This is a genomic window from Candidatus Lernaella stagnicola (genome assembly GCA_030765525.1).
Lineage (GTDB): Bacteria > Lernaellota > Lernaellaia > Lernaellales > Lernaellaceae > Lernaella > Lernaella stagnicola.
The window spans coordinates 13,808-36,924 of the sequence record JAVCCK010000016.1 but is presented as its reverse complement, the minus strand read 5'-3'; the positions used below and the strand labels follow the sequence as shown (position 1 = coordinate 36,924).

20 protein-coding genes are annotated in these 23,117 nt (G+C 60.1%); 8 read left to right on the top strand and 12 right to left on the bottom strand.

The window, feature by feature from the left end; all coding sequences use genetic code 11:
• Nucleotides 1-2: 2 nt before the first annotated feature.
• The 8 genes from P9L99_07800 to P9L99_07765 all read right to left on the bottom strand — a co-directional run bounded on the left by P9L99_07800 (nt 3) and on the right by P9L99_07765 (nt 9,375).
• Entirely contained in the window at nt 3-869 is an 867-nt protein-coding gene (locus tag P9L99_07800; protein MDP8223245.1) for an efflux RND transporter periplasmic adaptor subunit, read from the bottom strand.
• 5 nt (nt 870-874) lie between these two features.
• Nucleotides 875-2,242 (bottom strand): TolC family protein, encoded by a 1,368-nt coding sequence (locus P9L99_07795; GenBank protein ID MDP8223244.1) that lies wholly within the window; start codon nt 2,240-2,242, stop codon nt 875-877.
• Nucleotides 2,242-2,865, bottom strand: coding sequence for a TetR/AcrR family transcriptional regulator (locus P9L99_07790; GenBank protein ID MDP8223243.1), 624 nt, complete (start codon nt 2,863-2,865; stop codon nt 2,242-2,244). The genes P9L99_07795 and P9L99_07790 overlap by 1 nt, the downstream gene beginning before the upstream one ends.
• A 255-nt stretch (nt 2,866-3,120) precedes the next feature.
• The gene (locus P9L99_07785; protein ID MDP8223242.1) at nt 3,121-3,420 is read right to left on the bottom strand and encodes a hypothetical protein; all 300 of its coding nucleotides are present in this window, start codon (nt 3,418-3,420) and stop codon (nt 3,121-3,123) included.
• Between the two features lie 20 nt (nt 3,421-3,440).
• Complete coding sequence (locus P9L99_07780; GenBank protein MDP8223241.1) at nt 3,441-4,199, bottom strand: DUF3108 domain-containing protein; 759 nt, start codon at nt 4,197-4,199, stop codon at nt 3,441-3,443.
• Between the two features lie 10 nt (nt 4,200-4,209).
• A complete protein-coding gene (locus P9L99_07775; GenBank protein MDP8223240.1) occupies nt 4,210-5,286 on the bottom strand; it encodes a tetratricopeptide repeat protein in 1,077 nt (358 codons plus the stop codon).
• A gap of 109 nt (nt 5,287-5,395) precedes the next feature.
• Complete coding sequence (locus tag P9L99_07770; protein ID MDP8223239.1) at nt 5,396-7,516, bottom strand: TonB family protein; 2,121 nt, start codon at nt 7,514-7,516, stop codon at nt 5,396-5,398.
• A 161-nt stretch (nt 7,517-7,677) separates the two neighbouring features.
• Nucleotides 7,678-9,375 carry an RDD family protein gene (locus P9L99_07765; GenBank protein ID MDP8223238.1) on the bottom strand — a complete coding sequence of 566 codons (1,698 nt, stop codon included), beginning with the start codon at nt 9,373-9,375 and terminating at the stop codon, nt 7,678-7,680.
• A 528-nt stretch (nt 9,376-9,903) separates the two neighbouring features.
• On the opposite strand from P9L99_07765, the gene P9L99_07760 reads away from it, so the two are divergent.
• Together P9L99_07760 and P9L99_07755 are read left to right on the top strand one after the other, a co-directional pair.
• Nucleotides 9,904-10,614: a hypothetical protein gene (locus P9L99_07760; GenBank protein MDP8223237.1), complete on the top strand. Its 711-nt coding sequence runs from the start codon at nt 9,904-9,906 to the stop codon at nt 10,612-10,614.
• A gap of 175 nt (nt 10,615-10,789) precedes the next feature.
• Nucleotides 10,790-11,215 (top strand): hypothetical protein, encoded by a 426-nt coding sequence (locus P9L99_07755; GenBank protein MDP8223236.1) that lies wholly within the window; start codon nt 10,790-10,792, stop codon nt 11,213-11,215.
• Nucleotides 11,216-11,288: 73 nt separating this feature from the next.
• Here the strand turns inward: P9L99_07755 and P9L99_07750 are convergent, their stop codons facing one another.
• The 4 genes from P9L99_07750 to P9L99_07735 form a co-directional block, all read right to left on the bottom strand.
• Nucleotides 11,289-12,647, bottom strand: coding sequence for a sulfatase (locus P9L99_07750; protein ID MDP8223235.1), 1,359 nt, complete (start codon nt 12,645-12,647; stop codon nt 11,289-11,291).
• Between the two features lie 13 nt (nt 12,648-12,660).
• Entirely contained in the window at nt 12,661-13,704 is a 1,044-nt protein-coding gene (locus tag P9L99_07745; protein MDP8223234.1) for a GDSL-type esterase/lipase family protein, read from the bottom strand.
• An 8-nt stretch (nt 13,705-13,712) separates the two neighbouring features.
• The gene (locus P9L99_07740; protein MDP8223233.1) at nt 13,713-15,458 is read right to left on the bottom strand and encodes a hypothetical protein; all 1,746 of its coding nucleotides are present in this window, start codon (nt 15,456-15,458) and stop codon (nt 13,713-13,715) included.
• A 69-nt stretch (nt 15,459-15,527) separates the two neighbouring features.
• Nucleotides 15,528-15,899 carry a hypothetical protein gene (locus tag P9L99_07735; GenBank protein ID MDP8223232.1) on the bottom strand — a complete coding sequence of 124 codons (372 nt, stop codon included), beginning with the start codon at nt 15,897-15,899 and terminating at the stop codon, nt 15,528-15,530.
• Between the two features lie 131 nt (nt 15,900-16,030).
• Here P9L99_07735 and P9L99_07730 point away from each other — a divergent pair, with 131 nt between their 5' ends.
• The 6 genes from P9L99_07730 to P9L99_07705 all read left to right on the top strand — a co-directional run bounded on the left by P9L99_07730 (nt 16,031) and on the right by P9L99_07705 (nt 23,098).
• Nucleotides 16,031-18,805 carry a radical SAM protein gene (locus P9L99_07730; GenBank protein MDP8223231.1) on the top strand — a complete coding sequence of 925 codons (2,775 nt, stop codon included), beginning with the start codon at nt 16,031-16,033 and terminating at the stop codon, nt 18,803-18,805.
• Complete coding sequence (locus P9L99_07725) at nt 18,802-19,839, top strand: radical SAM protein (protein MDP8223230.1); 1,038 nt, start codon at nt 18,802-18,804, stop codon at nt 19,837-19,839. Before P9L99_07730 ends, P9L99_07725 begins: the two co-directional genes overlap by 4 nt.
• Before the next feature lie 82 nt (nt 19,840-19,921).
• Nucleotides 19,922-20,335, top strand: a complete 414-nt coding sequence (locus tag P9L99_07720) for a hypothetical protein (GenBank protein ID MDP8223229.1) — start codon at nt 19,922-19,924, stop codon at nt 20,333-20,335.
• Between the two features lie 77 nt (nt 20,336-20,412).
• On the top strand, nt 20,413-21,333 hold the full coding sequence (locus P9L99_07715; GenBank protein ID MDP8223228.1) for an IS1595 family transposase: 921 nt from the start codon (nt 20,413-20,415) through the stop codon (nt 21,331-21,333).
• A 132-nt stretch (nt 21,334-21,465) separates the two neighbouring features.
• Nucleotides 21,466-22,059, top strand: a complete 594-nt coding sequence (locus tag P9L99_07710) for a DNA N-6-adenine-methyltransferase (GenBank protein ID MDP8223227.1) — start codon at nt 21,466-21,468, stop codon at nt 22,057-22,059.
• A 19-nt stretch (nt 22,060-22,078) separates the two neighbouring features.
• The gene (locus P9L99_07705; GenBank protein ID MDP8223226.1) at nt 22,079-23,098 is read left to right on the top strand and encodes a hypothetical protein; all 1,020 of its coding nucleotides are present in this window, start codon (nt 22,079-22,081) and stop codon (nt 23,096-23,098) included.
• Nucleotides 23,099-23,117: the final 19 nt, after the last annotated feature.

Here is a 23,117-nt window from a genome sequence, read left to right as displayed (position 1 = left end):
CGTTACTCGCTCAAGAAACGGACATCCACCGGCATGCCGATTTTCAGCACGCCCGCCGGGTTGGGGATATCGACCTTGATCTTGTAAATCAAGCGCACGCGCTCGTCCCTGGTCTGCACGTTCTTCGGCGTGAACTCGGCCGTGTCGGAAACGTGGCTGACCGTGCCGAACATCGGCTTGCCGGGGTCGGAATCGTGAAACACTTCGACCTTCTCACCCAGCTTGATGAGCCCCAGCATCGGCTCGGGCACGTAGACGTTGATTTCCATCGACGTCATGTCGGCCAGCACCAGCAGGGCCGACCCCGGAAAGGCCGTCTCGCCGACTCGGGCGTGGGTGCGCAACACCGTGCCGGAGATCGGCGCCGCGATGCGCGCCATGTCGATCTGCGTCTGCACGACATCGGCGGCGGCTTGGGCTTGCTTGACCTGCGAGTTGATCGCCTGGTTCTGCGCCCGCAGCGAGTCGGCCTGGGTCGTCAGCATGTCGTACTGCATGTCGGTGGCCGAACCGGTCTCCAGCAGTTTCTTGGTGCGCTCGAGTTCTTTATTGACGCCCTTGAGATTCGCGGCGACGACCCGCTTCTGGCTGTCGGCCGCGCGAGCGCCGGCTTCGACCTGCCCCTTCTGCGCGGCGTAGGGCGTATCGTCGATCCGCACGAGCAAGTCGCCCGCCTGCACGATCTGCCCCTCGCTGACGTTGAACTCAAGAATCCGCCCGGCCACCTGGGCGCTGATCAGCACCTCGTCGGCCTCCACGGTGCCGTAGTGGCGGTCGTCGAGCTTGATGGCTTGCGCCTTCTGATACGCCCGGTATCCGAAATACCCGATGACGAGAATAATCAGAACGGCGGGGATGACACGTTTCATCTTCATTACCTCCGAATCGCTTGCCGGTCGCCCATGGCCGCGGCGTAGCGCACCTTGGCGACACGGTAATCGTACAACGCCTCCAAATGAGCCAACTGCGCTCCCGTGGCGGCGAGTTGCGCGTCGATGACATCCAAACTGGTCAACGCCCCGTAGGCGTAGCTTTCCTGGGCCATCCGCACCATTTTCCCGGCCCGTTCGACGTTGGCGCGCGTGGTCGTGATGCGCGTTCCGGCTTCGCCCAGCGCCAACACCGCCGACCGGATCTGCGTATCGATATCCGCCGCGATACGCTCACCGCTCAGGCGTGTTTGCTCCGCCCGCGCCAGGTTGGCCCCGCGGCCGCGCCAGGCTTTCAGGCCGTCGAAAAGCGGCACTTGAATGCCGACGCCGACAGTCCAGTTCGTGTCGCCCTCTTCGTCGAAGAAATACGGCTTTTGATACCCGTACGAGCCGGTGAGCATCACCGCGGGGAGCATCTCGCCCAAACGGCTTTTGGCCAGGCGCTCGTACGCTTTCGTGCCGGTCCGCACCACGTCGAATTCGGGCCGCTGCCGCTGCGCCGCCTGCCGGGCCGCCGCTTCATCCGCGAGCAGCGCGGTAGTCTCCAATGTGCCCTGAACGGCCACCGGCGCATCCTCCGGCAAGCCCAGCGCCCGCCGCAAACCCTGCTTGGTCAAGGCCACGGCATTGGCGGCTTTGGTAACCGCGGGTTCGATGTTGTCCACCTCGACCTGCGCCCGCAAAAGCTCAAAGCGCGAGGCCGCCCCCGCGTTGTGGCGGTTTTGCACGTCCGTCAAATGCGCCCGCGCCCGGGCCAGCGATTCCTCCTGCGCCTTGTGAACCTCGGTGGTGATCAGCACACCCAAAAACGCCTCGGCGGTTTTTTGCGCCACCATCAGTCGAGCGACCTCGGCTTGCTGCTCGGTCGCCTCCACCTGCAACGACGCCGCCTGGTGCCCGTAGTACACACGGCCCGAGGCAAACACGAGTTGCTCCAGCGCCACCGACGCGCTCCAGTTGTCCTCGTCGCCCATTCTGATATCGCGTTCGATTTTGATCGGTGGGATGTTCGGAATGGGGATGTCCGGCGTGAAAGACATTTGGATTTCCGGCACGTTACCGATGTACTGGTAGCCCGCCGTGCCGGTAAGCTTAGGCAGAAAATTGCCGAAGACCTCGCGCCGGCTTTCCTCAGCCACGGCGGTCTGCGCCCTCACTTCAGCCAGGTCGGGATTGTGCGCCAGGGCGTAATCGATCGCCGCGTCTAAGGTCCACGCATCAGCGCCAAGTGCGGCGCCCGGCGCCATAATAATGAACAAAATCAACACGATGAGAATCATTTGAAGTGGTGACGGGAACTTGCCGTTCATCATTCGTCCTCCTCGTGGCATGCGCGCAGCACGCCCTCTAAAACCAACACGCTCAACGTCGAGGCCACGTCCTGCAGGTTCATGCCCATCGCGGCCGCAGCTTGCGGGTTGGCCACGGCGCGGAAGATCGTCTCGATCAATCGGGCGAAACGCTTGGCGGGCAGGTTCGGGTTGACCGTCCCTTCGGCTTGGCCGCGCCGGATCAAATCGCCGACGAATTCCACGATAACATCGCGCCGCTGCTCGATCTCAGCCCAAAATTCCGGCATCAGCGTTTGCAAGTCCTCAAGGAACAGCTGGGTGACCGAGACGAAAAAGCCGTTGATAACATAGTCGAAATGCCGTTGCAGAATCTCGGGGACGGGCAAATCGGACTGAAAATTCTCCACTATGCGCCGCACGTGCGGAATGACCGTGTGAAAAAAGACCGCCCGCACCAGTTCGTCGCGATTGGGGAAATATTTGTAGAAGGTGCGTTTGCTCATCGCGATCCCGGCGCACAGTTCCTCGACCGTGATGCGCCGAAATCCGCGTTCCATGAAAATCCGCGTGGCATGGGTGATGATCCGTTGCTGGGTCTTGTTGCCCGGTGCCTGGGTAATGCCTGCCAAAAAGTGTTGCATCACAATTCCCTATGTAAACGTAATTCGTTTATCACGTTTACATTGTACTAATCGTTTTCGCCGTGTCAAGGAAGTTTTTCAACCGATTTTCAGTGCTGCAAGGCCCACGGCTATCTCAATAAGAGCGCATTATTGGTGTCCGAGGGTCACCGATTCTCGGTGATGAGACGTAGTGTTGCGGTCGTTTCGACACTGTTGGTGACGGTTTCGACACCAATTTGCGACGATTTCGACGCTAATTTACGACCGGTGACACTAAAATGATGCGCGGCAGGAAGCCGTTTCGTCCACTTCGAGGCAGGTTTCGTCCGGGAAAAACAGGTGGCCGGCCAAGGCGGATTCCCCATAAATTTGCTCGCAGCCGGTTTGACATTCGGTCTCAAAACCGACGCTCCAGCACCAACCCCACAGCTCCCCTTCGGCTTCGTAGCAGCAGGCGCAGGCGCCGGTCGGTTGTTCCGCCGGCGGGTCGTCGGCGTCGTCGTCGTCGTCGCCGTCGTCATCGTCGTCATCGCCCGCGCAAGCCGCCGCGACGGCCAGGATGGCGGCCAACATCGCCGCGATCAACCAGAGGGCTATTTGGCGATCAGTTCGACGTAGATGTAACCCCACAACGCCTCCGATTCAACGCGCAGCACGTGGTGCGGCGCATCCTTTTGGATCCAGACGGTGACGTCCTTGACCTTCTCGGCCTTGGCGTCGTCGTCCTTGCCTTCGGATTTGATCAGCTTCGGTTTGATGATCCACGTGTCGAAAGTCCCGACCTTGGTTTCGAGTTTTTTTTCACCGATGCAGCGGTACTCGGCGAGATGTTTTCGCTTGCCGTCGAACACCTTGACCGTATGCACGACGCCCGGTTTGAACTCGACGCGGCGCACGACCATCAAGGATGTCACCGGGTCGAAGTGGTCGCCCGGCGCGTCTTTGGGCCGCAGTTGCTTCGTCCCGCTTTTCTTGTAACGGGTTCGCTTGCTAACCAGCTTGTTTTGGGCGTTGTCGTAAGTGATTTCGGTATCGAGCTTGAACGCGCCTTCGCGCTGCGTGAAGAAATAACGGAAGGGCCGCAGGTCCTTGGCGCGCGCGAGGGTGTCGATGCGATCGCGCACCCGCCAAATCCAATCCAGTGCCGGCTTGCCCTTGATATCGAGCGTCACGGCGTAGCTCGGCTCACCGGCCACGGTCGTGTTCTTGACCCTGATATCCAGCGTCGCGGCGCTGATGTTGCGCCAGCCGAATTCGTAGGTGACTTTTTCGCCCGCGAAATCCACGGCCCACGCCGGCCCGGCCAAGCACAAAACGATTACCGTCAGGCACCCGAAAATCAAACGTTTCATGTTCCCCCCGTCACGGCGCTTGCTGCGCGAAGTCGCTTAGATCCCGATATCGTTTTTGCGTTTGCTCGACCCACGAGCCGCTCACGTTCATTTGCTGCGCCAGGTCCAGGTTGCGACGGTAGGCTGCCAGAGCTTTGTCGAGCAAGGGCTTGAGTTTCTCGGCCAGTTTGTCGCGGTAAGCGCGTCGTTCGTTCGCCGTCAGTTCGGCCGGGTCCGGCGCGGCCAGTACCGTGCGGTAGAACAACTCGTAACCCATGCCGATGCGAAACAGCGAAGAGACCACGACTCCCGGTTCGTAAGTTCGAATCGCGCGGGTGTAGTGCTCGCGGGCGATGACAAAGGCTTCGGCCTTTTCCCGCAATGAGCGTGACAGCATGGCCGTGTCGCCGGCCAGTTCGACTTGCTCGAAGCGGCGAAAATAAATCTCGCCCATCACGAAATAGCCTTGGCCGAACGCGGCGCGGGCATAGGCGACGCCCCGCTCGGCGTTGATCTCGTATTGGGCCAGCGCTTGCGATAGGTAATGCTCGGCGAGCACTTCGCGCTCGTTGTGAAACGCCGCGATCCCCAGACGCACGCGGGCCTCGTTGTATTCCAGCGGCGGCACGCCGAACTGCCGCAGCACGCTTTCGAATACGGCCTGCGCCTCGTCCCAGCGTTTCAAGCGGCTTAGGCAGATGCCTTTGCGCAGCCGCACTTCTTCCAGGCGCACGCCCTTTCCCGGCGGCATGCCGAAGCCTTCGTAGACCGCCAGCGCGTCGCCCCAGTTTCCCTGACGTTCGTTCACCAGCGCCAGGTTGTAGCGAGCCATGGGGGCAATGTCGCTTTGCGGATACTCGCGCAGCAATCGCTCGTAAAGGACCTGGGCGCGGGGCCACTGGGCCTGCACAAAGGCTTCCTCGCCCCGGTCGAAGAGTTCGTAGGCGTCGTAGATGTCGCCGCGCAAACCGTGGGGGTCGCCGACGATGGTGGTAGGCGGCAGCACCAAGCGAGCGCCCACCGACGTGCTGCCGCAGCCGGCGGCAAGCAGCCACACGGCGAGCACGACGAAGCACAATGCGGCCTGGTTGCGAGTTATCCGGTTCATCCGCTCACCCTCGTTTCCCACATGGTCAACGGTAGTCTAACCATTTCGGTTGCCGGGCGTAAACGCGGGGGTTCGCCGCTATCAGGTTGTCGGCACGGCCGGAAGGAACTTATTTCTTGAAAGTAAACGGGAACGTGACCTTTTTAGACGACCCCGAGGACGCCGGGAATCTCATGAACGAGACGCGTCGCACCAGGCACTGCTCCACCGCGGCATTGCTCATCGACGAACTGGCCACATGGGTGCCGGTCACGCTGCCGTCGGGATTGATGGTAAAGCCCACCTTCACCGTGCCGCTGGCTTCCGGGTTTTTCGCAAAGCAGAATTTGACCCGGCCCATGTATTTGGCAATCGTCGCCCTGATGGTCGCGGGGGTCAATTTCGTCAGCGGTTGCGGCGGTACGGGTTCGATTCCCTTGACCGGCGGCACGATACCCACGGGCTGCTTGCCGGCCGGCTGCGGAGTCGCTTGCGGCCCCGGCTGCGGTCCCACTCCCGGCTTGGGCCCGGTCGCGACCTGGATGCCCTGTCCCTCGCGGGCGATACGCGCCATCGCCTGCCGAGCTTCTTTGTTGCCCGGATTGACGATCTCGGTCACGCGGCTGAACATATATTTGGCGTTGTCGTAGTCCTTCTTGTTCAAGAAGGCGCGGCCGAATTTCATGTAGTAGTCTTCGACTTCCTGCACGCCGTCTTTCGCCACTTTGTTTTCCGGATCGATATCCAACACGAAGGTGTAAATGCCGTAGGCCGAGTCGTCCCGCGGGCTCGTGATGCGGTTGGTCTTCATGTAGGTTTCGGCCTGGGTCAACATCGCGCCGATCATTTGATCGAAAGTCGGGCCGCCCGGCTCGGGCTGAATCGTAATACCTTCCAGGTCGAAGGTATCCTGATCCACCAGCGGCGTGGGCTGCGGCTGGGGCGTGGCGGGCGGCAGAATCTTATCCTGGAACATGAAAAACGCCACGACCAACCCAATGACCACGATCGCCGCTGCCACCAGCGGGGCGACGGCCGGACCCTTTTTCTCCTCACGTTTCAGATGGGGAATCCGAACCTCGGGCTCGGCGGGCAGTTCTTCGATCGCCTCTTGGGCGGGCGCTTCGGGTTCGGCTTCCGGCAGCGGCAGTTCGGCCTGCTCGATCGGTTCGGCCGGCTCGCTTTCCAGGAAGAAGTCTTCGGCAAACACTTCTTCCACCGGTTCGGCGGTGGTTTCGATCTCCGGCAATTCGCCGGCATCCTCATCGACGAGTTCTTCGGCGACGACTTGCTCGGCAAGGGCTTCGGTGGCGCTTTCCACGGCGGCGGCCAATTCGTCTTCTTCGGCCCGCGCTTCGGATTCGTCTTCGAAGAAGGGCTCTGTCGCTCGCGTCTCGTGATAGGCCGCTTCGTAGGTGCCCATAAAGGCGGCGGCGTTGGGCGGGCGCTCGGCCGGGTCGTGGGCCGTGGCCTCTTCGACGAGCGCGAGCAGGGCTTCGGGATGCCCGCCCTTGATCGGCCGGTGTTCTTTTTCGCCGGTCGGTTTTTCAAGGGTGAGGATGTATTCGAGCAAACGCCCGAGACTAAAGACGTCGGCGCCGGCGTCGACGATTCCTTGATCGAAGGTTTCGCGCGCCCAGAACTCGCCGCCGGTCATGGCGCCGAAATCCGCCTCTTGGAGGGCGGAACGCACGGCGGCCAGCACACCGATATCCGACACCTTCACACCTTGCTTGCTCATGAAGATGTTCTGCGGAGTCAGATTGCCATGGGGAAGGTCGGGAAATTCGGCGAGCAATTCGGTAACCTGCGCCAACAGGTTGTTCATTTCCTCGCTGGGAAAACCTTGTTCGGGCGCGTTTTTCCGGACGGCGCTCACGAGGCGTTTGAGGGTCATGGCGCTGACGAATTCTTCCACGAAGAAGATCAAATCGCCGTCTTGCCCCACCTCGAACACGCGCACCAAATTCGGGTGCGTAATTTGAGCCAGGGCGTTGCCTAGGTCCAGCAGTGCCTTGGCCACGCCGGGCCGCTCGGTAATGCGCTCGTAAAAAGTTTTGAGTGCCCGGGTTTTGCCGGTCGTGGAATCTTTGACGCGGTACACGAAGCCAAAGTTGCCGCGTCCTACGACGCGCTCGACTTTGAACCGCTCGGCGATGGCGTCGCCCACACCAAAGGTGCGAACCGTCATCGTTTGATCTATTGCCCCGTCAATCGAATCCAGGACGTCGTCGGAGAAGATATCGCTCAAGTGTTCCGCCCCTCAGCGTGTCGCACCGGTGTTCTAGGTTTAAGGATCTCCCACGATTTCACCTGTTCGGCGGTGAAAATTTACAAGCTTACCCGGCAGGAACCTCGTCCGGTAATTATTAATCAGTCGAGACCCGCCGTCAAGAGTTTGTGTTCGAGGATTTACAAGCGTACGACAACGGTGCGCGACAGCTTGTCGTGCCACCCCTGCTTGTTGCCGTCCAGGGCGATCCAAAATACACCCATGCCTAACAATCCCGCTGAAAAACAAGTAGTTACAAACCGAAAAAACGCCGTCAAGAAGCCCAAGTCGCCGCCGTGAGTCGTCATCACACGCAAGCCCAGCAAGCGTTTACCCAATGTTTGGCCGTACACGCCGTGCATGTACGTGAAGTAAGCGGCCGACAACATTAGGAATACAATATAGAAAGGGAGACCCAGGGTGCCGATGGCACCGAGCATCCCTTTGCCCGAAACGCCGGTGACAAACAAGCCGATTCCCAGGAACAGCCCCACGACCATCGTCAACAACATGATGTCGATCAGCGCCGCCATCCCGCGAAACAAGAAGCCGCCCTTGGGAACGTAGGCGTCCTGTTCGTGATCCTCGTATTCGACGATCACTTCGCCTTCTTCTATTTCGACGGACTCGAATTCCCGGTCCTGAGAAAGTGGCGGCGTTTCTTTCGCCTTCCCGGACGGGACGCGTCGCTCGCGAGGGCGACCATACAATTCCAGCAGATCCTCGGCGCGCGCGGCGGGCTTGGACAATCGCTCGACGATTTCCGCAGCGCGGTTGGGCGGCGGCACGGCGGCCGGAAGTTCCGGCGTGGCGACCGGTTCCGGCGTTGCGACCAGTTCCGGCGTTGCGACCAGTTCCGGCGTTGCGACCGGCTCCTGTATTGCGACCGGTTCCGGCGTTGGCGCCGCGATGGTTTCGGCCGCTTTCCGTCGCGAGCGCAAGATGCGATCTTTCTCAGCCGCCAGGCGCTGCAATTCCAACCGTTCGCGTTCTTCCTGCAAGCGTTGGGCGGCTTCAAAGAGCAAGCGTCGCTCGGCTTCGAGTCTTTTGACTTCCGCCGCTTGCTTGGCGAGCTGCTCGCTTTGTCCGTTGACTTCGGCTTGTCGCCGCCGGGCGTGATTCAGCTCCTCTTGCATGCTGGTTTGAGCTTGCCGGGCGGCGGTGAGATCCTGCTCGATTTCATCTTGTTGCTTGAGGGCGGTATCCAGTTCGCTCTGGATGCTCGATTGCGCTTGGGTCGCCTCCTCCAGTTTGCGCTGGGCCTCCTGCCGCGCGCTTTCGGACTCGCGCAACTTGGCTTCCATTTCCCCGCGCAGTTCCTCGGACTTGCGCCTTTCCTCTTCCACGGCGCGACGCTCGACTTCAAGCTGCCCGCGGATACGCTTTTCCCGCGTTTTATGCTCGCGCTCCATTACCTCGATGCGGCGTCGAACGCCCGTGCGTTCCCGGTCAAGTTCGTCGAGTTTGGCGCGAATGGCGCGGCGTTCGGCAACCGGCGCCTGCTGGTAGGTGTGCCGGAGTTCGTCGCGCATTTGTTCCAGTTGATGGTCGTGGGCCTGCAAATCGACGGGGTTGGCAGCGGCGGAATCGCTGCCGCTTTTCTTGGCGTGTAGCGGCGGGGAAATGCTGCGGGCCGGAGCTTGTTTCTTTTCGGCGGTGGCGGTTGCGACAGCTTCTACTTTGGCGGCGGCGGCTTCCACTTTTCGCGACCGCAGTCGGGAAAACCATGAACCCGTTTTTTTTCTTCCGCCCGCGCGGTGCGCCACCAGGTCGTAGCCGCACTTCTTGCAATCGTCCAAGTCGTCAAATGAGACAAATCCGCAGTTTGGACAACGCACGCGACCATTCCCCCCAACCGAGTGTTCAGCGGCAAACTCGTAACACGCGCCCCGGAGAGCGTCAAGCAGTTTGAGCGCGTGGAAGCGGCGCGGAACTCGGAGCGTTCACGGCTTCGAACCCCGCCGCGCGATTGATTCTCGACAAAATCCTTCGGTTTTCCGTTGATTTTTCACGTATGGCGCGCGGGCTCTCCGCGCAGTCTCGACCCGCGAAGCATCAAGAGTTTTGAAAGCTGGCCTTTTCGTCGCTTCCGGTTGCCATCAATATGATATTACTACTGTTTTGTGCTTTTCGCGCGGCCCGGGTCATTTTTTCGCTTGCTAGACCGATCAAGGTATGCTAACTGCTTTTGCTGAAGCTGGGGAACGGGTGGGTTCCTCAGTCGGAGGATCGGTTATTCGTAAGTTGTGTTTGTCCTGACGCCGCTTTGGCGCGCTGTTGACATTTGCATGGCGCAGTAACAAGCCATACCCGGGTCAAATTGTGGAGGTTCGGGACAAAAACCAACAACAGGAGGAAACTTAGAAATGAAGCTATGGAACCACAAAGTATTTATGTTGATGCTGGCGTTCGTGCTCTGTATGGGCTTGAGCGCCGCCCTTGTCGCTTGCGACGATGACGATGACGACGACGACGATGATGACGACACGTTCTTCACCGACGACGACGCTACCGACGACGACGCTACCGACGACGACGCTACCGACGATGACGATGACGAAACTGATGACGACACAGTCGATGACGACACCGTCACCGACGACGACGACACCGGCGGCGGCGGCGACACCTGCGCCGACATCGCTGACGGCATGCTCAACATCTGCGGGCTCACGTTGCTCGATGGCGACGGTGTGCAGCAGGATGAGGCCGGCCTGGAAGAATGGTGTGGCCTGAGCGAAGACCTGTATGCCAAGAGCGCTTCGGTGTTCTGGAACTGCATGGGCACCTGTGTGTACGACGAATTCTGTGATGACGGTTGCTTCGACGACTGCCTCGCCCCGGCCGCCCCGGCCGAAGGCTGCGGCCTGACTGTGAACGGCATCTACAACTGTGAAGTCGTGTTCTTGTTCACCGACACCCGTTACTGGATTCCGGAACTTGACATGCACAACACGTGCGAACTGTTCAGTGATCCTTGGGAATGCTACGACACGTGCATCGCTTCCGAATGCGATGGCGGTGGCTCCCAGGGTCAGGACCTGATCGACTGCATGACCGATAACTGCGGCAGCTAATCGATCACCGTTAGTTATGTGAAAAGCGGGAGGCTTTCCTCCCGCTTTTTTTTTTGGCTTTCTGCCGCCTTGACCGGTCGAAAGCAAAAGTGCTAAAGAAAGAAACTCAGTCGACGGCCCGGTGGCTGTCGCACGTCGCGTCCGTTGGCGCGCAGAATGGTCAAGGAGGGATTCGATGGTCCGGCAATTGAACTGGTCGCAACTGGGAATGTTTGTCTTTATGTTGTCGCTGGTGGCGGCGCTCGGCTTTATCGGGCCGGTCTGCCACGAAGATGGCGTCGAACTCGATGAAGGCGACACCGGCAACTTGGAAAAAGTCGACGACGACACGCCAGGCGACGATGACACCGCCGGCGACGATGACACCGCCGGCGATGATGACGACGACGACAACGCCGATGACGACACCGCCGATGACGACACCGCCGACGATGACACCGCCGACGACGACACCGCCGACGATGACACGGCTGACGACGACACGACTGACGACGACACGGCAACCGATGACGACGACGATGACGACGACGATGATGACGACGACGATGACGACGACACGGCAACCGATGACGACGACGACAACGACGACGTGACCCCATAAAAACGGTCCTGATCGCAAAAAACAAAAGGCCGGGCGGCAAGCCCGGCCTTTTTTACGTCTTAACCGCGTTGGATCAGAGGTAACCGAGGTTCTTGAGCTTCTCCCGCAGGTCCTCCGGGATATCGTTGGACATCACACGGGGCGGATACTTCACGTCATACGCGCCGCGTTCCGCCAGCTCACGATAGGCGGCGACCGCATTGGCGTCTTTCTCTGAGTAGATGTCTTTTTTCTCGTCGGGGTCGACCGCAAGATTGTATTGCCAACGCTTGCCGTTAGCTTGCTGGATAAACTTGAACGGCCAACGCACGAGCGCCGAGTGTTTGGCCCACGGCACGTCGAGGTGAGAGAACAGGTCCCGCGGCGCGGCTTTCTTGCCGGTCCAATGCGCGACCAAGCTGCGACCGTCCCAATTGCCGGTGGGGCCGCCCACGACTTCCATCATCGTCGGCAGAATATCCACGAGCGAGACCGGGTCTTTGACCCGCAATCCGCCGTGTGCGCCTTTGGGGAGCTTGACGATCAACGGTACGTGAATCTGGGTTTGCATCAGGTTGTTGCCGTGGATCATTTGTTCGTGCTCGAAGAATTCCTCGCCGTGATCCGAAGTGAGAATCACCAGCGCATCGTCGAAGCCGGGCAACTGGTTGAACACGTCCCGCAAATGCGCGTCGAGCGCCGCGACTTCCGAGTCATACATGGCTCTGGCTACGACGACGGCTTTCGGATGCTGCTTGAAATAGCCGTCGCGCCACATTTGCACCATGTCTTTGCCCAGTAACGCTTGGCTGGGCTCGAGATAGTTGGGGTAGTACTTCGAAATGTAGGGTTCGCGCGGCACATAGGGGTGGTGCGGGTCGAAATAGAAGAGAAAGGCGAAGAAGGGCGAACCGAAACGGTATTCACCGGCGATTTTCGCCGCCATGCCCGACCAACTCGACGTCACCGAGTCCATGCCCTTGAAGTCGTGAGTGACGAACTCGTCGAACCCCTGCGTAAAGCCGTATTGTTCGGCGAGGTGTCCGTTGCCGCTCACGCCGTAGGTTTTGTACTCCATTTGCTTGAAATACTCGGCGACGGTTTTCCAGCCGCTCGACAACGTTTGCTGCGAGAGCACGTGACCGCTTTCCTGCAGCGCCTTTACCGTGCCGTGGTGGAAGGGATACAAACCGGTCAGCAAACTGGCCGTGCTGGGAACCGTCCAGCTCGACGGGGCGATGCAGTTTTCGAAGACGACACCTTGCGCCGCGAACTCATCCAGGAACGGTGTGGGCCACTTGCCGCCATAGGTGCTCAGCGCGTCAGTGCGCAAGGTATCGATGACAATCAAATACACCGGCGTGGGAACGGTTCCATTCCGATTGCTGCAACCGGTAAGCGCCAAAAGCGCCAAGGCGATAAACAACAGGCCAAACACTGTTTTTTTCAACACGGTTCCTCCAAGTTCAATCACTCCATTCCAATGCCCCGGGTAACGCTTCGACAGCCAGGTCGGCCTTCGCCGCATCACCGGCAGGGTTGGTGTGCACGATATCCGTAAACAACGCGCACCGTTCATCGAGCGCGGCCGCCATATCCACGAATGCGGCGGCCTGCGCCGCGCGAATCACCTTTGTTACCATAGCCATTCCGCGTTGCACAGTCTGCGACGGGTCGAGCGCGACCCCATGCGTGGCGCATATCGGCTGCGTCGTCCAGACGCATGCGACACCGTGTCGTTCGCACACGGCGGCGATGCGTTCCAGGTGCGCGGCGATCGCCGCGGCAAATTCGGGCCCGAAATTCCCGTCGATGGGCTGCCCCTCGGGGCGGTTAGCCAGGGCGTCCAGACGGGGCGGCGTCGGCATAGGTTGGCCGGTGGCGCGCGCCAACCAAGCGGCCAGCCGACTGACGCCGAACAGTTGGCGGCGGCGTTTGATGAGTCGGTAGGCGCTGCGCTTCTGCCCGAAGGTCGGTTGTCGCCAATGACCGTAATCCGGCCGGAATCCCGCCACCATCGCCGCGCCCAGGTCGTTGACCCCGGCGTGCACGATGACGGCATCGGGCTCGTAGCGCGGGACCAGCGTCTCCACGGCCATCGCCACTTCCCGCAAACTCCAACCCGGCACTGCCGCTTGGGCGACCTGGATGTCGCGCCCCCATCGTTGCCGGGCCGCTTGCGGCAGACGCATCGCCCAACTGTGCTCACCGGCGACGGTGGAATCGCCAAGCACCACGATACGAGCCGCGTCAGTCGCACCGGGCTTGGCGGGGAGCGGCCCGAGAAAACCCAATTCGTTAACGCCCGCTTCCTGCGAATCGTAGGCGTAAAAATAATCGGGATGCGCCGCGAAATGCGCCGCGGGCGGCAAGTGGGGACCGTCGATCCATTGCCGCAAGGCGCGGCTGTTTTCCGGCAAAACGAGCGGATAACCGAGGCGAAAAAGGGTTTCGGCAAGCACCAGGGCGGCCACGGTCGCGATTCCGGCCCAACCGAGGCGGCGAAGCACAGCGCAGCCTATTTCGCGGAATCGTCAACCGGCGGCGGGGTCGCGGCGGGCGTACCGTCGGTCGGCGTGTCGTCGGTGGCGGTCGGCGTGTCGTCGGTGGCGGGCGGTGTGTCGTCATCGGCGGGTTCAGCGGCATCGGGCGTGTCGGATTCCACGTCCGGCGCGGCGATTTCCGGAGTCGGCTCGGCGGCCGGTTTGAGGGTGTTGAGGTCCAGGCAATAGCCGCCCATCTGGCTGGTGAAGCAAAGGCGGTCGCGAATCGGATCCATCATCAGGTAGCGCACGCGCCGCCCGACTTCCATGGACCACGCCTTCTCGGCCGTGCCGTCGGTCGCCACGGCGAACGCGTCGAGTTGGCCGAAGAAGAAGTTGCCCGCGTACAGCAGGTTGCGGCGCGCATCAAAGTGCATGTAGCGCGTGCCGCGCGAGGTGCGAAACGAGCCGATGGTGGCCAGCGTGTCGGCGTCCAGAACGACGATTTCCCGGCCGAACAGCGAGCTGACAAACAACCGGCGCCCCGTTTCGTCCAGCGCCAGGTTGTAGATGAGCTTGCCCACGTCGACCTCGCCCGTCGCCCGCACCTCGAAATTGCCGCGCTCGTTAGCCGCGGTGCGCGTGACCGTGCCGTCCTCGGAAACCACGAGCACGGCGTGGCCGCCGGTCCGGTCCACGGTCATGTCGCTGACGGGGTCGGCGAGTTCGACGCGGTCGAATTCAGACAGGTTCGATGCGCGCAACACGTAGAGGAAGCTCTTGTTCGAAGCGCCGACGAACAGGCGGTTTCGGCCGCGATCCAAGCGCAGCAGATTCAAGCGCGCGCCTTCGAGTTGCTCTTTGGCGACGACGGTTCGCGGGTCGCGCATGTTGAGAATGTAAACCTCGCCGCTGCCGGAATTGCCGATCACCAAGGTCTGGGAGCGGCAGTCGATGACCATGTTTTCAGTGATGCCGCCGCGCAGCGGGACTTTCATCGCCACTTTACGGAACTTCGGCGAGGCGGGATTGATGACCATCAGCGCCGAACGCGAACCTTTCTTGGTGCCCACGTAAAAAAGGTCGCCCCGGCATGTCGGTGCCAGAAAACGCGGGTTGCCGCCCAAGACGCGCGCCCAACCGCGTCGCTGTCCGGTGAAGCGAAACACTTCCCCGCCCGCCGCGTGTTGCGCGATTTCCGCGTCGCCGCCGACGTCGAAATAGAATCCGCCGCCGTGGGCCAGCAACAGGGCCATAATCATCGTGACGACTACCGGCGGCAGGGGGAAGTTGTCGCGGTCGGGCAGCAGAAAAAAGAGCCCCACCAGCGCCATGCCCACCAGCGCCATAATCACCTGCACCGCGCCCAGCGGGATAATGTGGTAGAGCAGCAGCAAGCCGAACACGCCGAAGGTCCACGGCTTCCACCGCTCGCGGTTCAACACGACGAATCCCACCGCCAAAGCGTACGTGATGATCACCCAATAGCGGAAGAAGATGCCCATCACGACCGTAGCGATCACCACGCCGATCACGCTTGCCACGGCGGCGATCGTGCCGACCCACCACGCGATCCGCGGCTTGCGGTGTCGCAGCCAGGGGTAGCCGAAGGTAAGCAGCGCCAGCAACACGACCGCGATCGGGGCGCGTCCGGCGCGTCGCAAGAACATGAGCAACACCGTCGGCAGCAGCGGCACGACGAGCATCGCCACACTAAAGGGCAATGCCATGAAATACTGCTTCACGGTCAACCGCGGGGGCTTTTTCTTCTTTTCAGCCAAGGTGCGCGACTCCTTCGGACTCATTGCGCCGCAAGGGTAGCTTGCCGGGGCCGGGCAAAGCAAGGGTTGTTATGGGCGGGCGGGTTCTTCCACGACCTGCACGGTGATGGGAAACCGGGCGCGAACCCGCGCCGGGTCGGCGGCGTCGACCCGTTCGGCAAACAAGTCGATGGTTCCCGGTCCCACGGCGCGAAAGGTGGTGATCTCCACGCTTTTGCCGCCGGTATTTCGGGTCTCTACGCCAAGGCGTTTGACGACCGTTTCGTCGATCGCCGGCCACGTCCAGCGGCCCCCCGCTTCGGTTTCGAGTTGCACCCGGAAGGTGTCGCCGATGTGGAAATGGAAGGTCTTGCCGGCGTCGAAACCGGCGATGGGCGGCGGCTCGGCGACGGCGACGGCGGCCAGGAGGCATAGCGGAAGAATCAGGCATAACAGACGCATGGGCGTACTATGGCACGAGTCGTTCAGTCCGTAAATGTGCGCGGGGCGACGGCGGCCCCCGTGTGACGGGCTTTTGCCCGGCGCCCGAAATACTTATCCTAGTCGGGTAGGAGGTAACGAAGCTGATCGATTTGAATACCGCCTTGCGCCTCGTGGGTATGCGTCTGGGCGACCGCGCCCTGATCGGCCCGCAGATCGTGCAACTGGATTTAACCGACGCCTGCACCAACAACTGCCTTGGCTGCTGGGCGCGCAGCCCCATGCTGACCGACGAGGACAACTACGACACGCTCGAGAAAGGCGCGCTGGACCTCGCCTTTGTACGGGCGTTGCTGCCGGCGTTGGTCGAGCAGCGCGTCGCCGAGCTGTTTCTGGGCGGCGGCGGTGATCCGCTCTGCCACCCGGATTTGTTGGACGTCATCCGTCTGGCCAAGGACGCGGGCCTGCATGTCACGCTCAACACGAATTTCACGCTGGCCGACGGCGACTTCGTCGAGAGCTTGATCGACGCAGGCCTCGACCTGTTGATCGTGTCGCTGTGGGCCGGGACGGCGGCGACGTACTCGCGCCTGCACCCCAACAAAACGCCGGCCACGTTCGCGCACCTCACGCAGTTGCTCAGTCACCTGCGGGAAACCAAAAAGCTACGCGGCCGCGACGTGCCGCGCGTCAAGCTGTATCACGTGATCAATCGGCTCAACTACGAGGAAATCCCCCTCATGGTCGAGCACGCGCGGCAGACCGGCGTCGAAGAAGTGGAACTGGCGGCCTTCGACCCCATCCCGCGCCGCACCGATGTGTTCACGCTCGGCAAAAAGGAAATCGAACGCACGCTGGAAATTCTCGACGCCCTGCCCGACGACGGGCCGCCCTTCGTGCATCGCGACCTGTTCATCCGGCGGCTGGGCAACATCGACGCGGCCAAAGGCGTGTTCGACAACGGCATCGTCGCCTCGATCCCCTGCGCCGCGGGCTGGTTCTACAGCCGCGTGACGACCGTCGGGCAGGTGCACGCCTGCTTGAAGGCGCACCGCGTGGCCGTCGGGGATCTGCGCGAACACGACTTCGGCGCCGCGTGGTTCGGCGAGGGCATGAAGACCTTCCGCGAGCACACGCTTCACCTGGATTACAACGACCCGTGGCTACGCAACATCGGCCACGATGTCCATTTCGCGCTGCCCGGCTGTTTTCGGATTTGCGACAACCTCGGCCACAACCAGCACGTCATGCGGCTGGCCGGCGGCCTGACCGAAACCGAAAACCGCCTGCTGGACAACATGGAAACCGCCGCTCGAAAGGGCGCATCGCTTCTCGAGATCGAGGAAGTGTATCGCACCCACTTGTCCGAAGCGGCGAGCGCGGCACGCTCCTTTTCGCCGCCGGTCGAAACCAAACCCGCCGCGCTGGTTCTGCACGGCGACAATGAATCGGTGCACGGGCTGGGTCACGAAGCGGGCGAGTGGAACGACACCCTCGACGCCCTGCGCGAGTTGCCGCCGACCGCGCCGATCCTCGTGCCGGTCACCGTTTGGAACGTGGCGCGTATCGATCGCATCCTGGCTCTGATTCGTGACGAAACCGGCCGCGCCGTCGACCCGGATTGGGCACCGTGGCAGCCGCAGCCGTTGGGCGATCTGCACCGCCGTCAGCCCGCCCTTCTGGCCGCCGCCAAAGAGAGGGCCGCTCGCGAGCGCGTGGTGCTCGAACTGGACGACGCGGCGTGGCGCGACACGTTGTGGCGGTTCGCGGGCGCGGTCAACGAAGAGAACGAAGCCGAATTGCGGCGCGCGCTGGGGGCGCTGACGGGTGTGGCGACGATCGGCCCGCGCACCTTTCACCTGGACGTCACCAATCGCTGCGAGGCCGATTGCGCCTATTGCTGGTTCCACAGCCCGCTGGCCGAGGCGCGCACCGATCCGCATCGGTTGACCGACGAGAACCGCGACGCCGCCATGCCGTGGGAGATGTTCGAGCGACTCGCCGACGACCTGGTGGCGCTCGAGGCGACGGAGGATGTCGTGCTCTCGGGCAAGGGCGACCCGCTGTGCCACCCGCGCATCGCCGAGATGATCCGCGGCCTGAAGCAGCGCGGCCTGAACGTAACGCTCTTCACCGGCGGTCATCGCCTCGACGAGACGATCATCGAAGCCTGCCTGGACGCCGAGCTGGACATGCTCTACGTGTCGCTGTCGGCCTCGAGCGAAGAGGTGTTCGCCCGCCTGCACGACCGCCTCGCGCCCGAAGCGCATGGGCGCATCGTGGCCGCGGTTCGCCGCTTGCTCGACCTGCGCCGCGCCAAGGGACTCGACAAGCCGCGCGTGGTGCTCGTGGACGTCATCACGGCACGCAACCATGAGGATATCGTCGACTTTGCCGGGCTCGCGGCCGAACTCGGCGTCGATCACCTGCGCTATCAACTGGCGGCGATCGAGTCGTACAACACGCCGCTGGCCCTGGCCGACGAGGACTTCGCCGGGCTGGCCGACAAGCTGACCGAGGCGCGGCACATCGCCCAAACGGCGGGCGTGGAGGTTGTCGACAACATCGATTTTCAGACGGGCGGTCACGGCGCGGCGGCCAACTGGACCGAGGACCGCTACGCGCGGCTGGGGTGCCTGGCCGGCTACGTGTTCGGGCGCGTTTGGGCTGACGGCACGCTTAGTTTCTGCTGCGCCCCGCGGCCGATCGGCAACCTTGGTGAAAAGAGTTTCGCCGACTGGTGGCGCGATGACGCCTACGACCGCGTGCGTCTGGCCGCGCGCCGGCTGGGTCAACATCGCGACCTGCCGCTGGCCGACGGCACAACACTGTGGACCGACGTCTGCCGCCGCTGCCCGAACTACGAGGGCATCGAACGGCTGCGCGACGTGCTGGACGGCCTCGGCCTGCTGGAGCTGTTGCCGTGAGGCCCTTCGCGGCGGAAAAGGAGCGCAACGCGGCGCTGCTGGCCGAGGACATCGCCGCCGGGCGTGAGCGTTTCGCGGCCGGTCCGAGTCAACTGGTGCTCGAGCCGACCAATCGGTGCAACGGCGCCTGCCCCATTTGCGCGCGGCACTTTTGGGACGAGGAGGCAAATCCGCCGGCCGATATGCTGCCGGAGGTGCTCGACCGCCTCGACGACCTGATGGTCACCGCCGACACCGTTTTCGCCTTCGGCCACGGCGAGCCGACGATCGCGCCGCTTTTCTGGGACATCGCCGTGCGCGCCAAGGAGAAAGGCTGCCGGGTGGAGATCACCACCAACGGCCTGATCCTCGACGAAGCCTTCATCAACCGCCTCGTCGCGGCGCAGGTGGACATCGTCAACCTGAGTCTCGACGCGGTGGAACCCGCCGATTTGAAGCGCCGGCGCGGCTTGGATATCACGCAAGCTGAGAAGGCATTGGCGTATCTCACGCGGCGCAAGTACGAACAGGGTTCAACGCTGCCCGAGGCGGGGCTGACGGTGGTGGTCGATCGCGACAACTTGCGCGAACTGCCGGGGCTGTTTCGTTTCGCCGAGAAGCTCAACGCGCGCTCGCTGCTGGTCAATCATCTGGTGGCGTGGCACGAATCGCTGCACGAGAAAAGCGCCTACCATGAGCCGGAGCGACTTGCCGCCGCGTTCGCCCAGTTGCGCGAGGCGGCCCGCGACTCGCAAGTGGAAGTCGTGCTGCCTTTCGAGGCGATCGAGCGCGGCGTGTGCCCGCATCCGCTGCGGATGTTTTTCGTGCGGGCCAGCGGCGAAGTGTGGCCCTGCTGCAACGCGGCGTTTCGCAACGACCGTTACAGTTTCGCCGTCGGCCACGTGCTGCGCGACGCGCCGCGGGACATTTGGAACGGCCCGGCTTACCGCGAGTTACGGCGCGCGTTTCTGCGCGGCGAGCCCTTGCCGGAGCATTGCCGGACGTGCCCCTTGCGCGTCGACTCGTTGGAAAGCCATTTGCGGAGGCTCCGTTGAAATAACTCCGCCGATGTGGTTTTCTTGGGAACGCAAGGTTGATTGTGTCTCGCTTCGTATGCCGGAGCGATCGAGGTAGACGATGAAAGTGATCCAATGCCATGAATTGTTCGTCAAGGCTCCCGACACGTTGGGGGTCGGCGCGTGCGTCTTCGCGCGCCTGGTGGGCCTGGGCGCCAACGTCCTAGCGTTCAATGGGTGGGCCGCGAAAACCGAAGCACAGTTCGTGATTGTGTTGGAAGACGAACTTCCCAACGCGTGTCGTTCGTTGGAGGAGATGGGCTGCACGGTCGAACAGCGCACGGCGATCACGGTGGATCTGAGCAATCAGCCGGGTAGTTTGGTCGCCCTGCTGCGCACCCTGGCGGACGCGAACATCGACGTACTGCGTTCGTACGCCACGTGCACGACGTCGACGCAGACGCGGGTGGTGCTGCAAACCTCCGACAATCAGATGGCGCGGCACGTTATTTCGACGATTCCCGGCCGCGCGTAACGGTGTTTTTTTTGGGAATTATATACTTGACTCCCTTATCTTTCCGTGCTATATTTATGGCAGGAAGTGAGGGACAAATGAACGACAAGGTAACAATCAGCACGTTTCAACTCTTCGAGATGTTCCCCGATCAAGAGGCTGCCCGACTCTATTTAGAAGGTCGCCGCTGGCCGAATGGCGCAGTCTGTCCTAAGTGCTCCAAAAAAGACCGGATTACCAAACGCAAGGGCGGATATTATCGCTGTAACGCTTGCAAGGTGGATTTTACGGTTCGCACCGGCACAATCTTTGAGCGGTCGCACGTCCCGCTTCACAAATGGATTTACTCCATGTATCTGCTTGTCACATCGCGAAAGGGCGTTTCCTCGCTTCAACTATCCAAGGAGATCGGGATCACACAGAAGTCGGCGTGGTTTGTCTTGCAACGTCTGCGCGAGGCTTGTGGTAATGATCTGACCAAGTTGCGCGGTCTTGTTGAGATCGACGAGAGTTACTTCGGCGGCAAAGAGAAAAATAAGCACGAATCGAAAAAGCTACATGCCGGACGTGGAGCGGTGGGGAAGTCGGCGGTGCTGGGGATGCGGGAGCGTGGTGGGCGCACTGTGGCAATGCCCGTCGATAGCACCAACAAGGAGGGCTTGCAAAAGGCAATTCGTGATAACGTCGAGCCTACGGCCACGATCTACACCGATGAACACGCGGGCTATAATGGTCTGAGCATGGATTTCAGTTGTCACGAAAGAGTCAATCATATGGCTGGGGAGTATTCCCGTGACGGCGTGAGCACCAATAGCGCCGAGAGCGTTTGGGCGGTGATGAAGCGCGGCGTCTATGGCGTCTACCACCACGTCAGCGCCAAACATCTGGGTCGATACGCGAGCGAGTTTGCTTTCCGCCTGAATGATGGTAACGTGAAACGGCACACGCTGGACCGGCTTGACAGTCTCGTAGATGCGACCGTTGGGCGTCGGATCACCTACAGGGAATTGACCGCATGAAAGAGTTATTGGAAACGTTGGATAGATTGATAGACAAGATATTTGATTATAAGCCAGTGAAAAAACGGAAAAAGAAATCAGAGAAGAACAACATTGTTTTAGGTAATAGAATGAAAAAAGGAGAGGAAAGGAATGACTGCGGGTAGAACAGTTAATTCTTCTAGTCACCATTGGGGCACACCACATCATTATATTGAGGCTGTTCTGGAAGTGTTTGACTACAAGATTTCTTTGGACCCATGTTCCAATAAATATTCGGTTGTTAATGCCGATACAGAATATCAGCTTCCCGAAGTTGACGGGCTTCACGCAAGATGGGATTTTCCCACGATATATGTCAATCCACCCTATGGTGCGGACAGGGAAAGAGGCACAACAATCAGAGATTGGCTTAAACGGTGTGCAGAAAGCCACCACAAATACGGGTCACAAGTTATTGCCTTGGTTCCAGTAGCAACCAATACCCTTCATTGGAAACGGTATATATGGAGTCAAGCTGCCGCTGTTGCTTTTCTTTATGATACTAGACTAAAATTTTTAGTTGATGGGTTGAATGGCGGCAAGGGTGCTCCAATGTCGTGTGCTATGATTTATTGGGGGAAGGATATGCCGAGATTCTTAGATGTGTTTTCGGAATATGGAGCAGTTATTGATTTGAGCACCGCCAAGGTATCAAAATACGAGAAAACCAGAAACCCAAGACAGACAAACCTGCTTAATAATTAATATCTAAAGGAGGTTCTAAGTGCCTATTGAGCACGACCCAAGAATTTCAGAAATATTCTATTACTTTGAAAAACACACAAACATCAAAAGCGGCAGAACCGTTGGGCGAAAAATTGGGGTTGTGCAAGAAATCATTATTAAAAAATTTCTATTAACAGATACCAATATCCGCGATTGTCTAATATATGAGCCGAAATTACGAGGCAAATCGGGTGCTACTCATAAAGTTGAATTTGTCCTGTTCTCCCCGATAGTTGTTGCTAACGTCGAGGAAGGTGCCGATTTCCGTATACTTGATCCTTCGGTTAAAGTGACACTTAGGAAGTGTGATACCAAATTACAGACCGCGCATATTAGTGTTTTGACTGGAGAGAAGATAACAAATAAAACCCTGAAAATTGAACAAGCATTTCATTTTGTTGTAGTATGGGATGGAATTCCGCGTATCCTTTTTGTAAAACTTGTGCAAGTAAATGGGAATAAATGTCGTATTTCCATTCTCAATAGTGCGCTTCCACTTGCGTCACTCGAAAGCAAGCGTGTTGGAGCGCAACGTTTTTCCAGTTCGACAAAATTAGGAAGCGGTATTCAAACAATAGAGAAGGCCAAACAAACATCACTAGTGGCTATTGATTTTGATCTGCAATTTAATGCTTCCATGTTGGCGTCTTCTCCGTTTGGGAGTCTTCGTCCTTTCCGCAGCTTTGCATTATTAGGAAATGGGGTGCATTGGACCGACCATGATTTGTCTGTTCTGCAAACCTATGTGGATTACACCTTTCAAGTCGGAGATGAGGCAATTATCCGATATGCTGAATTCGTAAGAGTTTTAGCCAAAGGTGAAGAACAGCCGTTTTTTCATTACTTTATGAAATACTTTCATGGAATGACAGTAACTCCACCAGATGCGTTTGTGGTTACAAAAGATGATTTTTTGTTGCTACGACCGACAAAGGGGCCTTATGCAAAATCCACCCTGATTGATCTAGTACGAGCGCAAATACCAAAGTACACCATTGAGGAAGTTAAGAGGAAATAGTGGGTAAGGGAGTCAAGTA